This is a genomic window from Streptomyces sp. SM11 (genome assembly GCF_002910905.1).
Classification (GTDB): domain Bacteria; phylum Actinomycetota; class Actinomycetes; order Streptomycetales; family Streptomycetaceae; genus Streptomyces.
The window spans coordinates 1-20,045 of the sequence record NZ_NEUE01000105.1; the positions used below are offsets into that span (position 1 = coordinate 1).

The 20,045-nt window shown below is 71.8% G+C and carries 13 protein-coding genes and 2 pseudogenes; 8 read left to right on the plus strand and 7 right to left on the minus strand.

Features of this window, described 5'->3' with window-relative positions:
- Positions 1-843 (minus strand): annotated as a pseudogene (locus B9S58_RS07165) (MFS transporter); the annotation flags it as partial.
- Positions 844-974: 131 nt separating this feature from the next.
- On the opposite strand from B9S58_RS07165, the gene B9S58_RS07170 reads away from it, so the two are divergent.
- From B9S58_RS07170 to B9S58_RS07180, 3 genes are all read left to right on the plus strand, one after another.
- Positions 975-1,427, plus strand: coding sequence for a hypothetical protein (locus B9S58_RS07170; RefSeq protein WP_103531284.1), 453 nt, complete (start codon positions 975-977; stop codon positions 1,425-1,427).
- 73 nt (positions 1,428-1,500) lie between these two features.
- On the plus strand, positions 1,501-3,849 hold the full coding sequence (locus B9S58_RS07175) for a DUF6571 family protein (RefSeq protein ID WP_103531285.1): 2,349 nt from the start codon (positions 1,501-1,503) through the stop codon (positions 3,847-3,849).
- Between the two features lie 14 nt (positions 3,850-3,863).
- Positions 3,864-4,904, plus strand: coding sequence for a hypothetical protein (locus B9S58_RS07180; protein ID WP_146063472.1), 1,041 nt, complete (start codon positions 3,864-3,866; stop codon positions 4,902-4,904).
- Between the two features lie 120 nt (positions 4,905-5,024).
- Here the strand turns inward: B9S58_RS07180 and B9S58_RS07185 are convergent, their stop codons facing one another.
- The 4 genes from B9S58_RS07185 to B9S58_RS07200 are packed head-to-tail and all read right to left on the minus strand — an operon-like array spanning position 5,025 to position 10,758.
- The gene (locus tag B9S58_RS07185) at positions 5,025-6,191 is read right to left on the minus strand and encodes an acyl-CoA dehydrogenase family protein (RefSeq protein ID WP_103531287.1); all 1,167 of its coding nucleotides are present in this window, start codon (positions 6,189-6,191) and stop codon (positions 5,025-5,027) included.
- A 7-nt stretch (positions 6,192-6,198) separates the two neighbouring features.
- A complete protein-coding gene (locus B9S58_RS07190; RefSeq protein ID WP_103531288.1) occupies positions 6,199-7,170 on the minus strand; it encodes a hydroxymethylglutaryl-CoA lyase in 972 nt (323 codons plus the stop codon).
- A complete protein-coding gene (locus B9S58_RS07195) occupies positions 7,167-9,128 on the minus strand; it encodes an acetyl-CoA carboxylase biotin carboxylase subunit (RefSeq protein WP_103531289.1) in 1,962 nt (653 codons plus the stop codon). The genes B9S58_RS07190 and B9S58_RS07195 overlap by 4 nt, the downstream gene beginning before the upstream one ends.
- Positions 9,129-9,135: 7 nt before the next feature.
- The gene (locus tag B9S58_RS07200; protein WP_103531290.1) at positions 9,136-10,758 is read right to left on the minus strand and encodes a carboxyl transferase domain-containing protein; all 1,623 of its coding nucleotides are present in this window, start codon (positions 10,756-10,758) and stop codon (positions 9,136-9,138) included.
- 122 nt (positions 10,759-10,880) lie between these two features.
- Here B9S58_RS07200 and B9S58_RS07205 point away from each other — a divergent pair, with 122 nt between their 5' ends.
- The 3 genes from B9S58_RS07205 to B9S58_RS07215 all read left to right on the plus strand — a co-directional run bounded on the left by B9S58_RS07205 (position 10,881) and on the right by B9S58_RS07215 (position 13,600).
- Complete coding sequence (locus B9S58_RS07205; RefSeq protein WP_103531291.1) at positions 10,881-11,498, plus strand: TetR/AcrR family transcriptional regulator; 618 nt, start codon at positions 10,881-10,883, stop codon at positions 11,496-11,498.
- A 122-nt stretch (positions 11,499-11,620) separates the two neighbouring features.
- Positions 11,621-12,286, plus strand: a complete 666-nt coding sequence (locus tag B9S58_RS07210) for a GPP34 family phosphoprotein (RefSeq protein WP_103531292.1) — start codon at positions 11,621-11,623, stop codon at positions 12,284-12,286.
- 114 nt (positions 12,287-12,400) lie between these two features.
- A complete protein-coding gene (locus tag B9S58_RS07215; protein ID WP_103531293.1) occupies positions 12,401-13,600 on the plus strand; it encodes a DUF418 domain-containing protein in 1,200 nt (399 codons plus the stop codon).
- An 18-nt stretch (positions 13,601-13,618) separates the two neighbouring features.
- Here the strand turns inward: B9S58_RS07215 and B9S58_RS07220 are convergent, their stop codons facing one another.
- Both B9S58_RS07220 and B9S58_RS07225 read right to left on the minus strand, forming a co-directional pair.
- Positions 13,619-16,645 (minus strand): acyltransferase family protein, encoded by a 3,027-nt coding sequence (locus B9S58_RS07220; RefSeq protein ID WP_103531294.1) that lies wholly within the window; start codon positions 16,643-16,645, stop codon positions 13,619-13,621.
- Positions 16,646-16,668: 23 nt separating this feature from the next.
- Entirely contained in the window at positions 16,669-18,366 is a 1,698-nt protein-coding gene (locus B9S58_RS07225) for a glycosyltransferase family 2 protein (RefSeq protein WP_103531295.1), read from the minus strand.
- Positions 18,367-18,790: 424 nt separating this feature from the next.
- Here B9S58_RS07225 and B9S58_RS07230 point away from each other — a divergent pair, with 424 nt between their 5' ends.
- Positions 18,791-19,627, plus strand: a complete 837-nt coding sequence (locus B9S58_RS07230) for a phosphatase (protein ID WP_103531296.1) — start codon at positions 18,791-18,793, stop codon at positions 19,625-19,627.
- A gap of 104 nt (positions 19,628-19,731) precedes the next feature.
- Positions 19,732-20,028 (plus strand): annotated as a pseudogene (locus B9S58_RS07235) (YdeI/OmpD-associated family protein); the annotation flags it as partial.
- Positions 20,029-20,045: the final 17 nt, after the last annotated feature.

The window sequence follows — 20,045 nt, forward strand, 5'->3', positions numbered from 1 at the left end:
GAGAAGGGCCGTCCGGCTCTCCGCCCACACGGACGCAGAACGCCGGGCGCGGAGACCGAACGCGCTGACGGCGGTGGCGATCAGGGCGGCGGCCGGCGGGACGACCGGGGCCGCCCGGTACCCGTCGAGCAGAGCGGCCGGTGAAGTCCCGGCCGTGGCGGTGACGTTGACGGCAGCCATGGCGGACAGCCCCAGTGCGGCACCGAACTGGAAAGACGTGTAGAGCAGTCCGCCCGCCACACCCTGCTCCTCCTCGGCGATGCCGTCGGTGGCCACGATGGTCAGCGGCCCGTAGACCAGGGAGAAGGACACACCCAGGAGGAGCAGGCCCGGGAACATCGCCGCGTACGTCCAGTCCGTGGCAATCGGCAGGAACAGCGCGTACGACAGCGACGCGACGAGCAGCCCGCCGAAGATGATCCGGGCGTTGCCGAACCGGGCCACCAGCTTCGGGGTGAGGAGCGGCGAGAGGACCGCGTCCACGCCGATGACGATCAGCGCGAAGCTGGTCCGCAGGGACGACCAGCCGCGCAATTCCTGGAGGTAGAGCACGGCGATGAACTGGAAGCCGAAGAACCCCGCGGCGAACAGCAGCCCCGACACATTGGCGCGGACCAGTGACCCGCTGCGGAAGATGTCCAGGCGCACCAGCGGTGAGGACGAGGCGCGCTCGATGAGGACGAACGCGAGGAAGAGGAGCAGGGCCGCGCCGATCGTGATGACGGTCCAGCCGGCCGGGGCGTGCGTGGCCCGCTCGACGCCGAGGGCGAGGAGCAGGATCCCGGCGGTGACGGTGACCGCTCCGGCCAGGTCGACGCCCTTCCCGGTGCGTCGTTGCGGGGGGTGGCGACGGGGCGGGTTGTGCGGCTGCAAACCCCATCCGTAGGGTGGCGAGCTGATCCGATCAGCTGATCCGCTAGGGGGAATCGGTGTCGTTCGAGCAGGAATGGGCCGCGCACAAAAACGAAGCGGCTATGCGCCTCAACGGCGTGGGTGGGCCGGGCGGCGGCGGGCAGGCCGACCTGAAGACGAACGACTCGGGCAAGGCCGCGGCCGCGAACGCGCTGAGCACCAGGATCCAGCCTGCGGCGGGGACGGCGGGAGTGACCGCCGATGAATCGAGCGACAGCGCGGTGACCGCGTTCAAGGGCTGGGCGACGGCGACCGGGCTCAAGGACGCGCTCGAGGAGTGGGGCCTGCAGGTGAAGAGCCTCCAGGGACGGCTGGCCAACGACAAGAACGCTCTTCTGGGCGCCAAGCAGAACTTCCTCCTCAACGACCTGGACACGGGCGGCCGCCTGCGCGGACTCGGTGGACCCCAGCTGCCGGGTCTCCACGGAACCGGCCTTCACGCCCCGCCGGTCTACGACGCCCCGGTTCCGTCGACGCCTCCGGTCCACGGTCCGTTCGCCCCAGGCACTGAGTAGACCGGGAACTGCCACGCGGGGCGTGGCATGACCAGGGCGGTACCACAGCAGTACAGAGCACATGAGGGCAGGCATGCTGACCTATCAGGACGTCGTCACGACGAAGCTGGACACGCTGACCACCGCAGCCGGTAAGTGGGACGCGATGGCCAAGGCATTCAAGGATGTCGAGGACCTGTACAAGAGCAAGGTCCAGCCGGTCGCCACTGACGGTGGATGGCATGGGCTGACAGCAGCATCCGCCAGCGCGCAGTTCAAGGCCACCCGCGCACAGCTCCAGGGCGCACAGACCGAGGCCAAGGCCATCGCTTCCCTGCTCCGTGATGCCCACACCCAGTTCGTCACGCTGCGCAAGGTGGTCACCGACACCGTCGCCAAGGCGGTCGAGGACCACATGTCCGTCGATTCCCACGGCAGGGCGACGTACGACTTCAGCAAGATCGAGCAGTACCGCAATGACCCGGACTACCAGGACTACGTCACCAAGCGACGGCAGGCCGAGGCGACCTGGACCCGGCGCATCAAGGAAGCGGTGCAAGCGGTCGACGACGCCGACCAGGGGGCGAAGCTCGCTCTGAGGAAGGCCGCCGGGGTCAAGACGGGGCTGGAGAAGGCCTTGCCGGGCACGGCTCACGGCTTCAACAGCACCGCTGTCGGAGACATCGAGGTCTACGAGGCGCGTGAGGCGAAGTCCTACGCGGACACCGTCCTCGACGGCGGCAAGCTCTCGGCGACGGAGCGAGCCAACTGGGATCGTCTGAACCGTGACAACGCGGACGACCCGAAGTACAGCCAGACGCTGCTGAACTCCCTGGGGCCCGAGGACACGCTCAAGCTGGAGAACAGGCTCCTGGACCTGGCTCACGTCGACGACAAGGCCGGCAAGAAGGACTACCTGGGTCTGCAGAAGGGCCTGGCCGACACCTTGGCGGGCGCTACCCGAGTGCCGGTACTCAAGGACGACCAGGGCAAGCCCCTCCGGTACGGCGCCAAGGGCTACCAGGAGAATTTCGCCGAGTGGAAGAAGACGGACGAGGCCGACTTCTACAACAACTGGCGTGAGGGCATGCAGAAGGCGGGCGTGAAGCAGTACGACCTGGAAGTCGTCGGCGACAAGATCGCCGTGGGCGTCGGTCACGGCCAGCAGGCGCGCGGGTATCAGAGCCTTGTCACCCTCATGCAGCAGGGCGACGGCTATTCGCCCCAGTTCCTTGCCGACATCACGGACGACATGATCGAGGCCGAGAGCAAGGACAAGGACATCTGGGACCTGCACGGTTCCTTCGAGGGCAAGGAGGACGGCTGGTTCGCCAACGACCCCGTCGACGGTGCGCTCTCGGTCATGGGCAAGGACCCGGAGGCCGCCACCGGCTATCTCGACCCGGCTGCGGACAGCGACAAGGACCGGCTGACGTACCTGCTGCGAGACCGCGGCGACGTCTGGGACACCACGAACACCACCAACTGGCGGGGCAACTTCCAGACGACCGGGTCCGACACGTTCGACGGGGACGTACGGGCCGGCCTCGGCCTCGCGCTGGAGGCGGCGACCACCGGACAGGAGGCGAGGTCGCCCGGCACCGAACTGGGGCGGCACTCCGAGGCCCAGGCCCGGATCATGCACGACACGATCAACCTCCTGGAGTACGGCGACGCCCAGGGCCAGGGCGACGACAAGGACCGGGTCGGCAAGGCCGTCGAGACTCTCTCGAAGGACGACCATGCCAACTTGCGCGGACCGCTCGCCCGAGCCATGGCCTCGTACTCGCCCGACACCGTCGATATCCTGGCCGGCGACGGGCCGGGGGGCAGAACGGGCAAGGAGGGGGCGCTCGCGGAGGGCGACGGCTCGCAGATCCAGAACAGCAGGAGCAGCGTCCTGAGGATGATGCGAGGGGTCTCCGAGGACTCGGAGAACTATTTCCTCATCCGTGAGGGACAACAGATGTACATGTCCGAACAGCTCTCGTCGGAGAACTTCGACAGCCTGGAAGGCATCAAGAACCGGGCGGCGAAGCAGGGCGAGGTGTACGGCGCGGTCAACGCGGTCGGCGGTGATCTCGATCTCGGGGCGCGGGACGCCGCGCTCAGCGAGGCGGGTGACAAGCGTGTGTACGGTTACCACCTGGTGGGAGGCATGATCACCGGGCTCCCCGTGGTCGGTGACCTGGCTCAGCGGACCGTCGACGGGGTTGCGAACGAATGGCTCAAGGCCGTCACCGCGGAGGAGGGGCTGCTCGCCCGCGAACGGATCAGCTCCAGCAACGACGCGGCGGAACAGCAACTGGACGAGTACTTCAAGGACTGGGGCACGCTGAACAACCAGTCCACCGACGACATCGGCGCCACGCAGCGCGAGGCGCGGCAGAGCTACATGGGCGGGCGTGAGCTCGCCTACGACGCCCTGCGCGAACGCAAGTAATAGGAGTGACGACCATGACCGGGCGAACAACTCGGGTGCGCACCAGGACGATCCCTGCGCTGACCTGTGCCGTCGTCGTCGCCGGAGCAGGGCTGTTCGCCTGGTGGAACACCGACCTGCTCGGGCGGGAAGACTTCTGTGCCGGTGCGGTGTCCGCCGACGACGTGGGAGCCGTACTGGACGGGCCCGGTCGGCTCACCCTCGCGTCGGCGGAGCCGGAGAAGGTGTCCGACAACGCCTATGGCTTCGACTGCGTCGTCCAGCGCAGCAGCAAGATCATCGGCGGCGATCAGGCACGCCTCACCGTCGACCTGACCCGCCCGGACACCACCTTCCCGTTCCGGACCCGGCTGTGGAAGGACCCGGCGGCCATGTCCTACCTGGCCGACGGCGCAGCCGGCGCGGTCGACGACACCCGGGCCTGGGTCATGCTTCCGGCTGCCTGCTGGGACAAGATCCCGTCGTCGGGCGCCAACGCCTCACCGGTGCTCGAACTGGAAGTGAGCAACGGGGCCGCGGACCGGCAGGCACTGGCCGCTACCGCCGTACACACGGCCCGGCAGATCGCCCGGGACGTCGGTTGCGCGGCACCGGAGCTCTCCCACCCGGTCCGTATCCAAGGGCCTGCGGAGAAGGGTGGGGCTGGCCGTACCGACACGGCGAACGCATGCGGGCTGAAGGGTTTCAGGCTGCCCGAGTCCACGTTCTTCGGCAGTGGAGCCGCCCCGGGCGGCGAGCGCTTCACGGAGGCGGGCGCCACTGCGTGGGCCTGCACGCTCGACCTCGACGGGCCGACCGACCCGCAACTGACCTTCGCCCTCAGCCAGGACCGGACCCTGACGAAGTTCGCGGGCCGGGATCCGGCAGTCGCGGAGCAGGACGGGTCCGCGCTGCTGGAATGCGCGGACGGGACCGCGTATGTGTCCATGGAACGCAACGACGCCTACGAGGGCCTGTTGCTGGACAACAAGGTTCCGGGAGAGCGCTGGAACGATCCCTTCCGCGCCTTCACCGACGCGGTGGCGAAGAAGCTGGACTGCAAGCGCGCTGACTGATCGGCGGGGCTGATGGGCCAGCGCCCTCCGGCAGGCAACCCCGGCGCTCATCGTGCTTGACCGGCCGCCACGGAATGTTCCGTGGCGGCCGAGACGGTTGTCGGAGCATCGGGCGGCGGCTCATCCCGGCAGCCCCAACTCCCGCGCGATCAGCATCCGCTGCACCTCGCTCGTCCCCTCGCCGATCTCCAGGATCTTCGAGTCGCGCCACATCCGCGCCACCGGGTACTCGTTCATGAAGCCGTAGCCGCCGTGGATCTGCGTCGCCTCGCGGGCGTTGTCCACCGCGACCGTCGAGGAGTACAGCTTCGCGATCGCCGCCTCCTTCTTGAACGGCTCGCCCGCCACCAGCCGCGAAGCCGCGTCGCGCCAGCCCACGCGGGCCATGTGGGCGCGCATCTCCATGTCTGCGATCTTGAACTGGATCGCCTGGTTCGCACCGATCGGCTTGCCGAAGGCGTGGCGCTCGGCCGCGTACCTCACCGACTCGTCCACGCAGCCCTGCGCCAGGCCCGTCGCCAGGGCCGAGATCGCGACCCGGCCCTCGTCCAGGATCCGCAGGAACTGCGCGTAACCCCGGCCCTGTTCGCCCAGGAGGTTCGCCGCCGGGACGCGGACGTCGGAGAAGGACAGCTCCCGGGTGTCCGAGGCGTTCCAGCCGACCTTCGAGTAGGGGGCGGCGACCGTGAAGCCGGGGGTGCCGGAGGGGACGATGATCGCGGAGATCAGGGGGCGGCCGTCCTCCTTGCGGCCGGTCACCGCCGTGACCGTGACCAACTCGGTGATGTCCGTACCGGAATTGGTGATGAAGCACTTGGAGCCGTTGATCACCCATTCCTTCGTCGCCTCGTCCAGCACCGCCGTCGTCCGCGTGCCTCCCGCGTCCGACCCGCCGTCCGGCTCGGTCAGGCCGAACGCGCCCAACGCCTCGCCCGCACACAGCTTCGGGAGCCACCGGCGCTTCTGCTCCTCCGTGCCGAAGAGGTGGAGCGGCATCGCACCCAGCGAGACCCCGGCCTCCAGGGTGATCGCCACCGAGGAGTCGACCCGGGCCAGCTCCTCCAGGGCGATCCCGAGCGCCAGGTAGTCGCCGCCCATGCCGCCGTACTCCTCTGGGAACGGCAGCCCGAACAGGCCCATCCGGCCCATCTCGCGCACGATCTCGTACGGGAATTCATGGCGCTCGTAGAAGTCGCCGATCTTCGGCGCGACCACGTCGTGCGCGAACGCCTCGACCGTGCGGCGCAGTTCCTCGTGCTCGGCGGTCAGCCGGTGGTCCAGGGACATGGGTAACTCACTCCTTGTGGGAGGCGGGAGAAGAGGAAGGGGCCAGGGCGCGGACCGTGCGGGACGGGCTCGGCCGGCCCAGGTGTTCTGCCAGCCAGGCGCTGGTGGCGGTCAACTCGTCGAGATCGACGCCGGTCTCGATGCCGAGGCCGTCGAGCATCCACACGAGGTCCTCGGTGGCGAGGTTGCCCGTGGCGCTCTTCGCGTACGGGCAGCCGCCCAGGCCGCCCGCCGAGGCGTCGACCGTGCTCACGCCGTGCTGGAGCGCCGCCAGGGTGTTGGACAGCGCCTGGCCGTACGTGTCGTGGAAGTGCACGCCGACGGCGGCCGTCGTCACACCCGACTCGTTCAGGGCGGTCAGCAGGGCCGTTACGTGGCCCGGCGTCGCCACCCCGATCGTGTCGCCCAGCGACAGCTCGTCGCAGCCCAGGTCCATCAGCGCCTTCGCGACCCTGACCACCTGTGCCACCGGCACCGCGCCTTCCCACGGGTCGCCGAAGCACATCGACAGGTACCCGCGCACATGGGCCCTGTCCGCCTTGGCGCGGGCCACCACCGGCTCGAACATGGCGAGGGACTCGTCGACCGTCCGGTTCAGGTTGCGCGCGGCGAACGTCTCCGTCGCCGAGCCGAACACCGCGATCGACCGGGCCCCGAGCGCCAGCGCCCGGTCCAGTCCGCGTTCGTTCGGCACGAGGACCGGGAGGGAGACGTCACCCACGTCCGCGATCTCCCCGAGGAGAGGGAACAGGGCTTCCGCGTCGGCAAGTTGGGGCACCCACTTGGGGTGCACGAAGCTCGTCGCCTCGATGGTGGTCAGGCCGGCCACCGCCAGGCGGCGGATGAACTCCGCCTTCACCTCCGTCGGGACGATCTCCTTCTCGTTCTGGAGGCCGTCCCGTGCGCCTACTTCGTGGATGCGGACCCGGGCCGGCAGGCCGGGTGCCGGGACCTTCATGGGGAGCGTGCGTGTGCTCATGCGTCCTCCTGAGCCGAAGCGGCTGCGGCAGGGGCCACTACCGCCAGGACCTGGTCCATCGCCACCGTCGCGCCCGCCGTGACGTCCAGCTCGGTCACGGTCCCCGCGTGCGGGGCCGAGATCACGTGCTCCATCTTCATCGCCTCCACCACGAGCAGGCTCTGACCCGCCTCGACCTCGTCCCCGACGGCCACCTTCACCACCGTGACCGTGCCCGGCATCGGGGCCGCCAGTGTGTCCAGCCCGCTCCGGCCCGCCCCGCTCAGGGACGCCTCCACCGGGTCGTGGTCCTGGACGTGCCAGGTGTCGCCGTCCCGGCCGAGCCAGTCGCCGGAGCGGTGGAAGCGGCCCACCGTGCCGTCGAGTTCGACCGTGACGAGGTCGGGGGCGACCACCGCGCCCGCCGGGGCCCCGTACGTCACCGGGTCCACGCCCGACACCCGCAGCGGGAACACCAGTGGCGCCGGCACACCCCCCGTCCGCCAGCCGTTCGGCACCGAGAACGGGTCCGTCCAGCCGCCCGCGTCCGGCCTCGGCTCCAGCGCCTCCCGGCGGACCGCCGCGGCCGCCGCGTACACCTCGTCCGGCACCCCGTCCGGCACCAGGCTCTCCGCCTCGCGCTCCACAAGACCGGTGTCCAGGTCGCCGGAGACCACGTCCGGGTGGGCCAGCAGCCGGCGCAGGAAGCCCGCGTTGGTCGGGACCCCCAGGATCACCGTGTCGGCGAGGGCGGCCCGCAGCTTGCGCAGGGCGGTCGCGCGGTCGGGGCCGTACGCGATGACCTTCGACAGCATCGGGTCGTACAGGCTGCCCACCGGCACGCCCTCGCTGAGCCCCGAGTCCGTCCGCACCCCGCCGCCCTGCGGCTCGCGCAGCGCCAGCACCGTACCGCCCGAGGGCAGGAAGCCCCGGGACGGGTCCTCGGCGCAGATCCGGGCCTCGATCGCCCAGCCGTTCAGCTCGATGTCCTGCTGTACGTACGGGAGCCGCTCGCCCGACGCCACCCGCAGCTGCCACTCCACCAGGTCAAGTCCCGTGATCAGCTCGGTGACCGGGTGCTCGACCTGGAGGCGGGTGTTCATCTCCATGAAGTAGTACGAGGCCGGGTCGTCGCCCGGCACGATGAACTCCACCGTGCCCGCGCCCGCGTACCCGCACGAACGCGCCGCCTGCACGGCCGCCTCGCCCATCGCCGCCCGGGTCTCCGGAGTGAGCAGAACGCTCGGCGCCTCCTCGATGATCTTCTGGTGGCGGCGCTGGAGCGAGCACTCGCGCTCGCCGAGGTGGATCACGTTGCCGTGGGTGTCGGCCAGCACCTGGATCTCGATGTGGCGCGGCCGGTCGATCCACCGCTCCACGAGCAGCGTGTCGTCGCCGAAGGAGGCGCGGGCCTCGCGCCTCGCCGCCGCGATCTCCTCCGCGAGCACCGCCGCGTCGCGGACCAGGCGCATGCCCTTGCCGCCGCCGCCCGCCGAGGGCTTCAGGAGGACCGGCATGCCGATCTCCCTCGCCGCGTCCTCCAGCTGGGCGTCGGTCAGGCCGCTTCCGGACGAGCCCGGGACCACCGGGACCCCGGCCGCCGCGACCGTCTCCTTGGCCCGGATCTTGTCGCCCATGAGGGAGATCGCGGAGGCGGGCGGGCCGATGAAGACCAGGCCCGCGTCCGCGCAGGCGGCGGCGAAGGCGGCGTTCTCCGCGAGGAAGCCGTAGCCGGGGTGGACCGCCTGCGCGCCGGTGCGGCGGGCCGCCTCCAGCAGCGCGGGCACCGAGAGATAGCTCTCCGACGCGGCCGGCGGGCCGATCCGTACCGCCGTGTCCGCCTCCCGTACGTGCCGGGCGTCCGCGTCCGCGTCGCTGAAGACCGCGACCGAGCGCACCCCCTGCTCCCGCAGGGTCCGGATCACCCGGACCGCGATCTCGCCGCGGTTGGCGACCAGAACGGTGTCGAACATCGTCATCTGTTCCTCACATCCGGAAGACGCCGAAGGCGGGCCCGGCCGGGTCCTTCTGGGGCAGCGGGGCATTGGCGCAGGCGGTGAGCGCGAGACCCAGCACCTGGCGGGTGTCCACGGGGTCGATCACGCCGTCGTCCCAGAGCCGGGCGGTGGCGTAGTACGCGTTGCCCTGGGTCTCGTACTGGGCGCGGACCGGGGCCTTGAACGCTTCCTCGTCCTCGGCGCTCCAGTCGTCACCGAGCTGGTCGCGCTTGACGGTGGCGAGGACCGACGCGGCCTGCTCGCCGCCCATCACCGAGATCTTGGCGTTCGGCCACATCCACAGGAAGCGCGGCGAATACGCCCGGCCGCACATGGAGTAGTTGCCCGCGCCGTACGAACCGCCGACGACGACCGTCAGCTTCGGCACGCGGGTGCAGGCCACGGCCGTGACCATCTTCGCGCCGTGCTTGGCGATGCCGCCCGCCTCGTAGTCCCGGCCGACCATGAAGCCGGAGATGTTCTGGAGGAAGACGAGCGGGATGCCGCGCTGATCGCACAGCTCGATGAAGTGCGCGCCCTTCTGGGCCGACTCGGAGAACAGGATCCCGTTGTTCGCGACGATCCCGACCGGGTGGCCGTGGATCCGGGCGAAGCCGGTGATCAGCGTCGTGCCGTACTCCGCCTTGAACTCCTGGAACCGCGAGCCGTCCACCACCCGGGCGATCACCTCGCGTACGTCGTACGGGGTGCGGGAATCCACCGGCACCGCGCCGTACAGCCCCGCCGGGTCCACCTTCGGCTCCTCGGCCGGCTCGACCGACCAGGGGAGCGGGGCGCGGTCCGGGAGGGTCGCGACGATGTTCCGGACGATCCGCAGGGCGTGCGCGTCGTCCTCCGCGAGATGGTCGGTGACCCCCGACGTACGGGAGTGGACCTCGCCGCCGCCCAGCTCCTCCGCCGTGACGACCTCGCCGGTCGCGGCCTTCACCAGCGGCGGGCCGCCGAGGAAGATCGTGCCCTGGTCGCGGACGATGACGGCCTCGTCGCTCATCGCCGGGACGTACGCCCCGCCCGCCGTGCAGGAACCCAGGACCGCGGCGATCTGTGGGATGCCCGCGCCGGACATCCGGGCCTGGTTGTAGAAGATCCGCCCGAAGTGGTCCCGGTCGGGGAAGACCTCGTCCTGCATCGGCAGGAACGCGCCGCCGGAGTCGACCAGGTACAGGCAGGGGAGCCGGTTCTCCAGCGCCACCTCCTGCGCCCGCAGGTGCTTCTTCACCGTCATCGGGTAGTACGTGCCGCCCTTGACGGTCGCGTCATTGGCGACGATCACGCACTCCCGGCCGGATACCCGCCCGATCCCGGCGATCACCCCGGCCGCCGGGGCCGCGCCCCCGTACAGCCCCTCGGCCGCCAGCGGGGCCAGCTCCAGGAACGGCGAGCCCGGGTCGAGAAGGGCGTCCACCCGGTCCCGGGGGAGCAGCTTGCCGCGCGCCTCGTGGCGGGCCCGCGCTTTCTCACCCCCGCCCAGCCGCACCGTGGCGAGGCGTCCCGCCAGCTCGTCGGAGAGCGCGCGATGAGCCGCCTCGTTGGCCTGCCAGGCCTCCGAGGCGGGATCGGCCGCGCTCGCCAGGACAGGTGCCTGCTGCATCGTGTCGAGCCCCCTTGCCCGTACCGCGATAGTTGACCGTTGACGATGGTCGGCTGTTAATGAGCGTTAACGCGTCCCCTCAGGTTAACGAGCGCTAACGGCCCTGTCTAGAATGAATGCTCATGAGCACCCATGCCGCCGCCCGCGTCGCGGCTCCCACCCGCCGCGAGCAGATCCTCCGGGAGGCCGCCCGCCTCTTCGCCGAGCGCGGCTTCCACGGTGTCGGCGTCGACGAGATAGGCGCCGCCGTCGGAATCAGCGGTCCCGGCCTCTACCGCCACTTCCCCGGCAAGGACGCGATGCTCGCCGAGCTCCTGGTGGGCATCAGCGAACGCCTGCTGGAGGGCGGACGGCTGCGGGTCGCGGAGGACGCCGCCCGGGGCGGCGACTCCCCGGATGCGCTCCTGGACGCGCTCATCGAGGGCCATATCGACTTCGCCCTCGACGACCGTCCCCTGATCACCCTCCACGACCGCGAGCTGGACCGGCTGCGCGACACGGACCGCAAGCGGGTGCGGCGGCTCCAGCGCGAGTACGTCGAGGTCTGGGTCGGTGTCGTCCGCGCCCGCTATCCGGCGCTGGCCGAGAACCGGGCCCGCGTCACTGTGCACGCCGTCTTCGGCCTGCTGAACTCCACTCCGCACCTGGCCCGCCCCGAGGCCCTGCCCGGCCGCGCGGCGACCGCCGCCCTGCTCCACCGGCTGGCCCGGGGCGCCTTCGCCGCCGCAGAGCCCTCCTGAGCAGCGGTTTCGTATCCTGGGCCGCTCCTGATTCCGTTCGTGGACAACCTCGGCTCCCGGGCAACCCCGGACGGGGTCCTCACGTCTTTCCGGTCAACACGCAACGAATCGGGGAGCCCGCCATGACCGTCTCACTGGGCGAAGAGATCATGCTGCTGTCGCTGGACGACGCGACCGGCGCGGCGAAGGGGGAGACCGCGGCCCGCTGGGGCGTGGCGGCGGGCATGCTCCTGGAGCTGGTGATGGCGGGCCGCGTCACGGTGAGGGGCGGCCGCGTCGAGGTCCACGACCCGACCCCGACGGGCGACCCGCTCCTGGACGGCCGGCTCGACCGGCTGGCGCGCTGGGTCCACGGGACGTCCACCAGCCGCAAAGTGGCCGACTGGCTGACCCGGGAGCACGCCAAGGGCTCGCAGGACGTCGTGGCGAGCCTCGTCGCCCGCGGCCTGGTGACCGAGGAGAGGCACCGGGCCCTCGGCGTCTTCCCGGTGCGCCGCTACCCGGAGGCCGACGGCACCGTCGAACGGGAGCTGCGCGCCCGGCTGGCCGCCGTGGTGCTGCACGGAGCCGGGCCGGACGCCCGCACCAGCGCGCTCGTCGCCCTGCTGCACGCCACGGGCATGCATCCCCAGACGTTCCCCGGTCTGCCGAAGAAGCAGGTCGCCCCGCGCATGGCCCGGATCGCCGAAGGCCACTGGGCGGGCGTGAGCGTGAGCGAGGCGATCCGCGACCTTCAGGCGGCGATCGCCGCGGTGGGCGTGGTGACGGTCCTCACCGTGGTGTCGTAGAACGTCCGGAGTGCCCGGGGCGACGGACACGGAAACGGACCGCGGCCTGCGGACCGCGGATACCGGCACAGATACCGTCACAGATACCGACACCGACCGAACCGCGAGGGACGCGTGCTGCGAAGCCCGGAGACCACCGATCCCACGGCCGCGGCGCCCCGGCCCCGCCGCATCGTCGAGGTCGACGCGCTGCGCGGCTTCGCTCTCTGCGGCGTCTTCCTCGCCAACGTCCTGGTGATGGCGGGCCTCGACGGGCAGCGCGGCGGCGGACCGCACACCAGCGGCGTGGACCAGGTCGCGTACTGGCTCGTCATGATGTTCGTGCAGACCAAGTTCTATCTGCTGTTCTCGTTCCTCTTCGGCTACAGCTTCACCCTGCAGATGGGTGCCGCCGAACGCGACGGCGCCGCCTTCGCGCCGAGGATGCTGCGCCGCCTGCTCGGCCTGTTCGTGCTCGGGATCCTGCACGCGGCGCTGCTGTATCCCGGCGACATCCTCGCCACGTACGCCGTCCTCGGCCTGGTCCTGTTCGCGGCGCGCTCCGCCGACCCGGGCAGGATGTGGCGTACCGCGCTCTGGGTGTACGGGGTGCTGGCCGCGCTCTACCTCCTCCTCGGGGCGGCCGTCGCCCTGGTGGACTCCGGTGACGACGGCACGGCCGCCGCCGCGCGCGCCGAGCTGGCCGCCGCGTACCGGGGCGGCGCGGGCGAGGTGATCCGGGCCAACCTCGGTGCCTGGCCGGAGGTGCTGGCCGGACTGTTCATGGTGGGCGGCATGGTCGTCGCCGCGTTCCTGGCCGGGTTCGTGGCGGGCCGCCGCCGCCTCCTCACCGACACCCCGGACCGGGCGGCCCGGCTGCGCCGGATCCTCGTAGGGGGTCTGGCCGTCGGGCTGCCCGGCGGGGCGCTGATGGCGGCGGGCACGGTGGGTCCGCTGGGCGCCCGCTGGGAGATCCCGATGTTCGTCGTCGGCATGCTCACCGCGCCGGCGCTCAGTGCCGCGTACGCGAGCGGCCTGCTCCTCTGGTTCACCACGCCGGGCGGCGCCCGCCTCGCCGCCCGGCTGGCCCCCGCGGGCCGTATGGCACTCACCAACTACCTGACGCAGTCCCTCGTGATGGCGCTCGTCTTCACCGGCTACGGGGCGGCCCTGTACGGCCGGGCCGGGGCGGCGGCCGTGCTGGGCGGCGCGTTGCTCTTCTACGGGTGCCAACTCGCCGCCTCCGCGTGGCTGATGAGGCGCCACCGGTTCGGCCCCGTCGAACGGCTGCTGCGGGCCGTCACGTTGTGGGGCCGACCGGCACCTCGCGCCTGAAGAGGGCCTTCTTCCGGGTCAGCCCGCCTTCGTCGAGACCCGGACGTGGTCGACCCGCATCGGATGGCCCGGCTCCGTGGCCGGTCCGGCTGTCGCGCCGTCCGCCTCCGGCAGCTTGCCGCCGATCGCCACGTTCAGGATCAGGAACACCCCGTGGTCCACGGCCCGCTCCCAGGTCCCGGCGTCCATCGTGTCGGCCCGCACCCGGTGGTACACCCGGTCGCCCAGATACCAGCGCACCTCCTCGGCACCGGGGGAGAGGTCGACCTCGACGGCGTACGTGCGGAACGCCGTACGGCAGTCCGCGCACTCCTGCGGACCCGACGTCAGCCCCACGGGCTCCTCGCACGGGCCGCCGTCCAGGACCCCGCAGTGCATCGAGCCGAAGACGGTGTCCCGGCCGTTGACGGACTCCATCACGTCCAGCTCGCCGACCCCCGGCCAGCCGGTGTACCCGTCGCGCAGCGAGGCGCCCAGGGTCCAGAACGCGGGCCAGTAGCCCGCCGCCTTCGGCCCCGTCACGTCCGGCAGCGCGATCGACGCCTCGATCCGCAGCACCCCGCCGGGCGGCGGCGCGAAGTCGGACCGCACGGTGGTGATCCGCCCCGAACTCCACTTCCCGTTCCGCCGGATGGGGACGATCTCCAGTACGCCCTTCCCGTCCAGTCGCACGTTGTCGGTCGAGTCGGTCATGGTCTCGATCTCGCCGGTGCCCCACTGCGGGGCCGGGCAGCCCGGGTAGCAGGTGCCGAGGTCGTACTGCCAGTTCGCGGGGGAGGGGCGGCTGTTCGCCGGTCCGTCGAAGTCGTCCCGCAGCAGCTCGGTCCAGCCGTCCTTGCCGGGTGCGGCAGGTGGCGTGGGAGCGGGGGCGGGGCCGCCGGCCGGGGGCAGCGCGCCCGACTCCGTCAGCAGCCGCTCCAGCCGGGGGGTCAGCACGATGGCCGCCACGTTCGTCAGATGGGCGTCGTCCCGGTAGAGCAGGATCCGGTCCCGTACCGCGGGGCAGGTCGGCCCGTCGCCCGGGCACAGCACCGGGTTCACGCTGACGGACCGCACGCCAGGCACCGCACCCGACGCGATCCGCCGCGCCAGCGGGTCGGCCGGAACCGCGTCCGCCCGGCCGAACGCGCAGGCGGCGGCGTCGTCCGGAGCACCGGAGACGCACGCGGGAATGTCCGTCCCCGGTACGGGGGTGTCCTCGATGTACACGATCGGGACGCCTATCGCCCGCAGCGGCTTCAGCGTCTTCTCCCACGCGGTGGTCAGGAGCTTCTCGTCGGCGGTGTACCGGTTGAGCGAGGCGATCACGATGAGCCGGGGCTTCGGCCCCGTACGCAGGCGGTCCAGGGCGTCGGCCCGCCAGCTGTCGCACTCCCGGTAGGCACGCCCCAACTGGGGGTTCTTCACCGTCAGTTCCGGCAACGGGCAGCCCTGCTTCACCAGCTCCTGGAGAGCCCAGCCGCGCTGGGAGGCCAGCGCGAGCAGCGGCGAGAACCACTGGCCGGCGTGCGAGTCGCCGAGCAGCACGACCCGGTCCGGGCTGTCCACCGCCCCGAACAGGCATTCCGGGCTGCGGGACACCGCAGGGGCGACCTGGCAGGCCCCGTCCGGCGGGAAGTCCTCGCGCGCCTGGGCGGGGCCCGGCACCAGCAGTCCGTCCGCGAGCGCGGAGCCGTCGGTCCGGGCGAGCAGCGACGGCCCGGCGGCGGCACCCGGCGGGAGACCCTTGACATCTACCGGGGTGGCGGGACCCATCAGATGCAGGGTCGTGGTGCCGACGACCAGCGCGAGCGCGACCGGCAGGACGATGGCGGAGATCCCCACCGCCAGCCCCCGGCGCGGGAGTTCGGACACCGTACGGCTGCGGCGCAGCGGCTGCTCGACCCAGCGCATGGTGGCGAGGGCGGGCAGCACGGCCGCCAGGGTCAGCGCCGTCTTCGCGGGCCAGCCGAGCGCCCCGAGACGGGCCTCGGCGAGCACCAGCACCGGCCAGTGCCACAGATAGAGGTTGTACGAGAGCCGCCCGACCGCCCGAGGGCCCCGCCCCGCCAGCAACCGGCCGACCCCGAGGGCCCCTTGGGCATCGCGCTCGCCCCGGCCGGGGATCGCGGCGAGGATGACGGCGGCCGTGCCCAGAGTGGGGACGAGCGCCGCGTATCCGGGGTACGGGGTCGACGCGTCGTACGACACGACGCACCAGACGATCGCCGCAGCCCCCGCCCACCCGCAGGCCAGCCGCAGTGGACGCGGCCCGCGCAGCAGATGCCAGGGCAGCAGCGCGAGCAGCGCGCCGACGGCGAACTGCCAGACCCGCGAGGGCGTTCCGAGGTACGCGAGCGAGACGGAGTCCCGCGTCCAGTGCAGGGACAGCGCGAACGAGGCGACGGCCGCGGCGGCGGTGGCGAGCGCCACGACCGCGCGCACGGCCCGCCCCCGGCGCACCGCACGGGCGGCGAACAGCACGGTCACCGCCAGCAGCGGGGCCCAGACCAGGTAGAACTGCTCCTCGACGGCGAGCGACCAGAAGTGCAGCAGCGGACTCTGGTCGTGCCCGGCGGCCAGGTAGTCGGTCTGCTGGGAGATGAACCGCCAGTTGGCCACGGACAGCGCTGCCGCGAGGACGTCCTGCTCCAGGCCGGTGCGGAGCAGCGGTACGGTCAGCCACGCCCCGGCGACCGCGACCGCCGCGAGGACGACGGCGGCGGAGGGCAGCAGCCGGCGGGCCCGGCGGGAGAAGAAGTCGCCGAGCCGGATCCGGCCGGTGGTGATCGCCTCCCGGACCAGGAGCCCGGTGATCAGGTAGCCGGAGATGACGAAGAAGACGTCCACGCCGACGAAGCCGCCCGCGGTCCCCGGGATCTGGGCGTGGAAGGCCAGGACCGCGAGGACGGCGACCGCGCGCAGCCCCTCGATGTCGGGCCGGAACGTGGACCGGTGCGGGCTGGGCCCGGATTCGCCGCCCGAGCGGCCCGCACGGGGCGGGGGTGTGGCGGGCGGGGGAGCGGATCGCTTACGGCGGGGGCCGTGGGCGAGGAGGAAGGGCATCGGGTGGCGCCTTTCGGGACGGCTCAACTCAGCCACGGGAGCATCGGGTTGACCCACCCGGAGGCGAGCAGGCCGGTGAGCAGGAGGACGGCGGAGGCGGCGAGGGCCTCGGGCCAGCGGCGGGGCAGCACACCCGTACGGGTCCGGGGCAGGGCTTCGGCGAGCGGCTCCCCGGACCTCGCGGACGGACGCAGCTCGGTCGACAGGTCGCGGATCAGCGGCAGGTTGATCTGCAACTGGACCAGGAGGTAGAGGCCGAGGCCCCAGTTGGGCTCCCAGCCGTTACGGGCCACGGCCAGCGCGAGGCCGGCCGCGGCGGCCCCGTTGGACAGGACCAGCCAGCCCAGCGAGACGCCGACCACCCGCCGGGCCATCGACCCCGAACTCCCCTTGCTCCGCGGTTCCTTGTTCTGCGCTCCGGTGGGCACCCAGGCGGCGCTGCGACCCCGCAGGCTGTGCCAGAACGCGGTGGCGGCGGCCACGCTGGTGAGGACGTTGGCGCGGATCACCTCCACCCGCCACCGGGTCCGGCTGACCCGGGGCAGCAGCACGTGCCACAGCCACAGCGGGGCGAGGAGCGGCAGGACGTGCCAGGGCCGGACGTGGTCCGGGTACCAGAACATCATCACCAGCGGCGGCAGCGGCGCGGCGAAGGTGTTCACGGCCGTGGTCAGGTAGCCGACGACGCCTTCGTAGAAGCACAGCCGCATCCGCCAGGGCGCGCCCATCCGCTTCAGCACCGGGGTGCCGAGGAGGTGCAGGTTGCCCATCGCCCACCGGTACTGCTGGTTGACGAACGAGGTGACGGTGTCCGGTGAGGTGCCCTTGGCGACCAGGACGGGGACGTACTGGGTGCGGAAACCCCGATCGTGCAGGGCGAGTCCGGTGTACAGGTCCTCGCTGTGGTCGAGTCGGGCGAAGCCGCCCGCCAGGTCGATCGCGGAGCGCCGGTAGACGGCGTTGCTGCCGCAGCAGATCGCGGCGTCGCTGGCGTCCCGCGAAGGCTGGATCCAGCGGAAGAACCACTCCTGCGCGGCCCCGGCGGCGCGCTGGATCCAGTCCATGCCCGCGTCGGTGTCGAAGCACTGCGGGCTCTGCACGATCCCGACGGCGGGGTCCGCGAGATACGGGACCAGATGGCGCAGGAAGTCCGGACGGGGCGCGAAGTCCGCGTCCAGGATCGCGATGAACTCGGCGGTGGACAGGGTGAGGGCGTGGTTGAGGTTTCCCGCCTTCTTCAGGTGCCCCCGGTCGGGACGTACGACGTACCGGTAGCCGTGCTCGGCCGCCAGGGCCGCCACCTCGGCCCGGTCGGCGTCGTCCAGCACCCAGACGGTGAGTGCGTCGGGCCAGTCGAGGGCGGCGACCGCGCGGTAGGCGTTGGCGAGGACGGGCAGCGGCTCGCCACAGGTCGGCAGGTAGAGGTCCACGCCCGGCAGCGCGGCGGGCCGCCAGGCGCGGACGAGCACCTCGTGCGACGCCCGGGTCAGCCGGCGCTGACGGAGGCTGTTGACGGAGGACAGGAGCAGGGCCACGACGTTCAGCCCGAGGATCGCGAGGAACGCCCACAGCGCCGGGGTCCGCAGCGCGAAGGTGAGCATCGTCGCCGCCGTGAACACGAAGGCCAGCGAGCTGCTCACCAGCACCCACCGGCGTTGCGGCCCGAAGTACCAGTAGAGCTCGTCGTCGGACGGAGGTTGCGGAAGGTGATGCACGGTCATAAAGCCCCCCACGGCTGTGTATGTGCCCGTTTCAGGTGGCCCACCCTAATGCCATAGGTATAGACCAATCACCCTGGAGGGCTGCAACGAACGGAATCGGACACGGGTTTGGCGCGACTCAATTGGTCCAGACCTCTGGGTGGTTCCATTCGAGCCCGGTGCCCGTCCGACGGGGGAAGAAGCAGGTCACGCGAGGGTGAACAGTCCCGGAAGACTTGCCGGACCGACGCCGGTCCGACGCCGGTCCGACGCCGGTCCGACGCCGGTCCGACGCCGGACCGGACGGCTGTCCGTCCGCCGTGCCGGGGTCCCCGGCCGGAAGCCGGCTGTCCGCCGGGCAGGGAACCGTGCGGGAAACAGGCACGCCCCGTCCGCCGGGCAAGACACCGGGCACGCCCCCCACACCGGACGGCACAATGGGCCCATGCCGATACCCAGCCGTGCCGCCCTCGTCGACCACCTCGTCCGTACGCGTATCGCGGGGGACGTCGCCACGCCACGCGACAACAACCTCTCCCACTACCGCAAGCTCGCCAACGGCGACCGCCACTACTGGCTGGGCCTGGAGCTCGGCGACCGCTGGACCGACGAGCAGGACGTGCTCGCCGTGATGGCCGAGCGCTGCGGCGTCAACGACGACCCCGCGCACCGGCAGGGCCAGGACACCATCGACCCCGAGCTGACGGTCGACGCCCTGGAGCGGATGGCGGCCCGCCTCCGCAAGGCCGCCGACGGCCGCGAGCGCGTCCTCTTCGCCACCGGGCACCCCGGCGGCATGCTGGACGTGCACCGGCAGACGGCGGACGCGCTGCGCCGCGCGGGCTGCGAGATCGTCCGCATCCCGTCCGGGCTGATGGCGGACGAGGGCATGGTCTTCCAGTTCGCCGACGTCGCGATGCTGGAACGCGGGGCGACCCTCTGGCACACCCACTCCCCGGCCCCGATGGCCGCCATCCTGGACGCCATGGCCCACCTGGGCCGCCCGCTGCCCGACCTGGTCGTCGCCGACCACGGCTGGGCGGGCTGCGCGGGACAGCGGGGGCTGGATGCGATCGGTTACGCGGACTGCAACGACCCGGCCCTCTTCCTCGGTGAGTCGGAGGGCACCCTCCAGGTCACGGTCCCGCTGGACGACCACGTCACCGACCCGCGTTTCTACGACCCGATGACGGACTACCTGCTGCACGCGGCGGGGCTGCTGGAGGAAGAGCCTGCGGAGTCCGCGGGACCCGTGGAGTCCGTGGAGGAGCCCGCCGCGTAAGGGAGGGTGCGGCGATGAGTTTCGGGCCCGGCGGATGTGTTTACTGACACCAGCACGGACACGGGCATGGGCACGGGCACTGACGCGGACGAAGGGGCAGGGCCATGAAGTTCAGCACGACGATCGCCCCGATGGGCGGGCGTTACCTCATCCCGTTCAGCTCCGACAAGCGCAAGGAGACCGGCATCGGCGGCGGCGACGCCATCGAGGTGGAACTGACCCTCGACACCGTGCCCCGCACGGTGGAGCCGCCCGAGGACTTCGCGGCGGCGCTTACGGCCGCGCCGGGGGCCGCGGAGGCGTTCGCCGCACTCTCACCCAGCCGGCAGAAGGCGCACGTCACGTCGATCGAGGGCGCGAAGGCGCAGGAGACGCGGGAGCGGCGGATCGCGAAGGCGGTGGCGGAGCTGACCCGGTC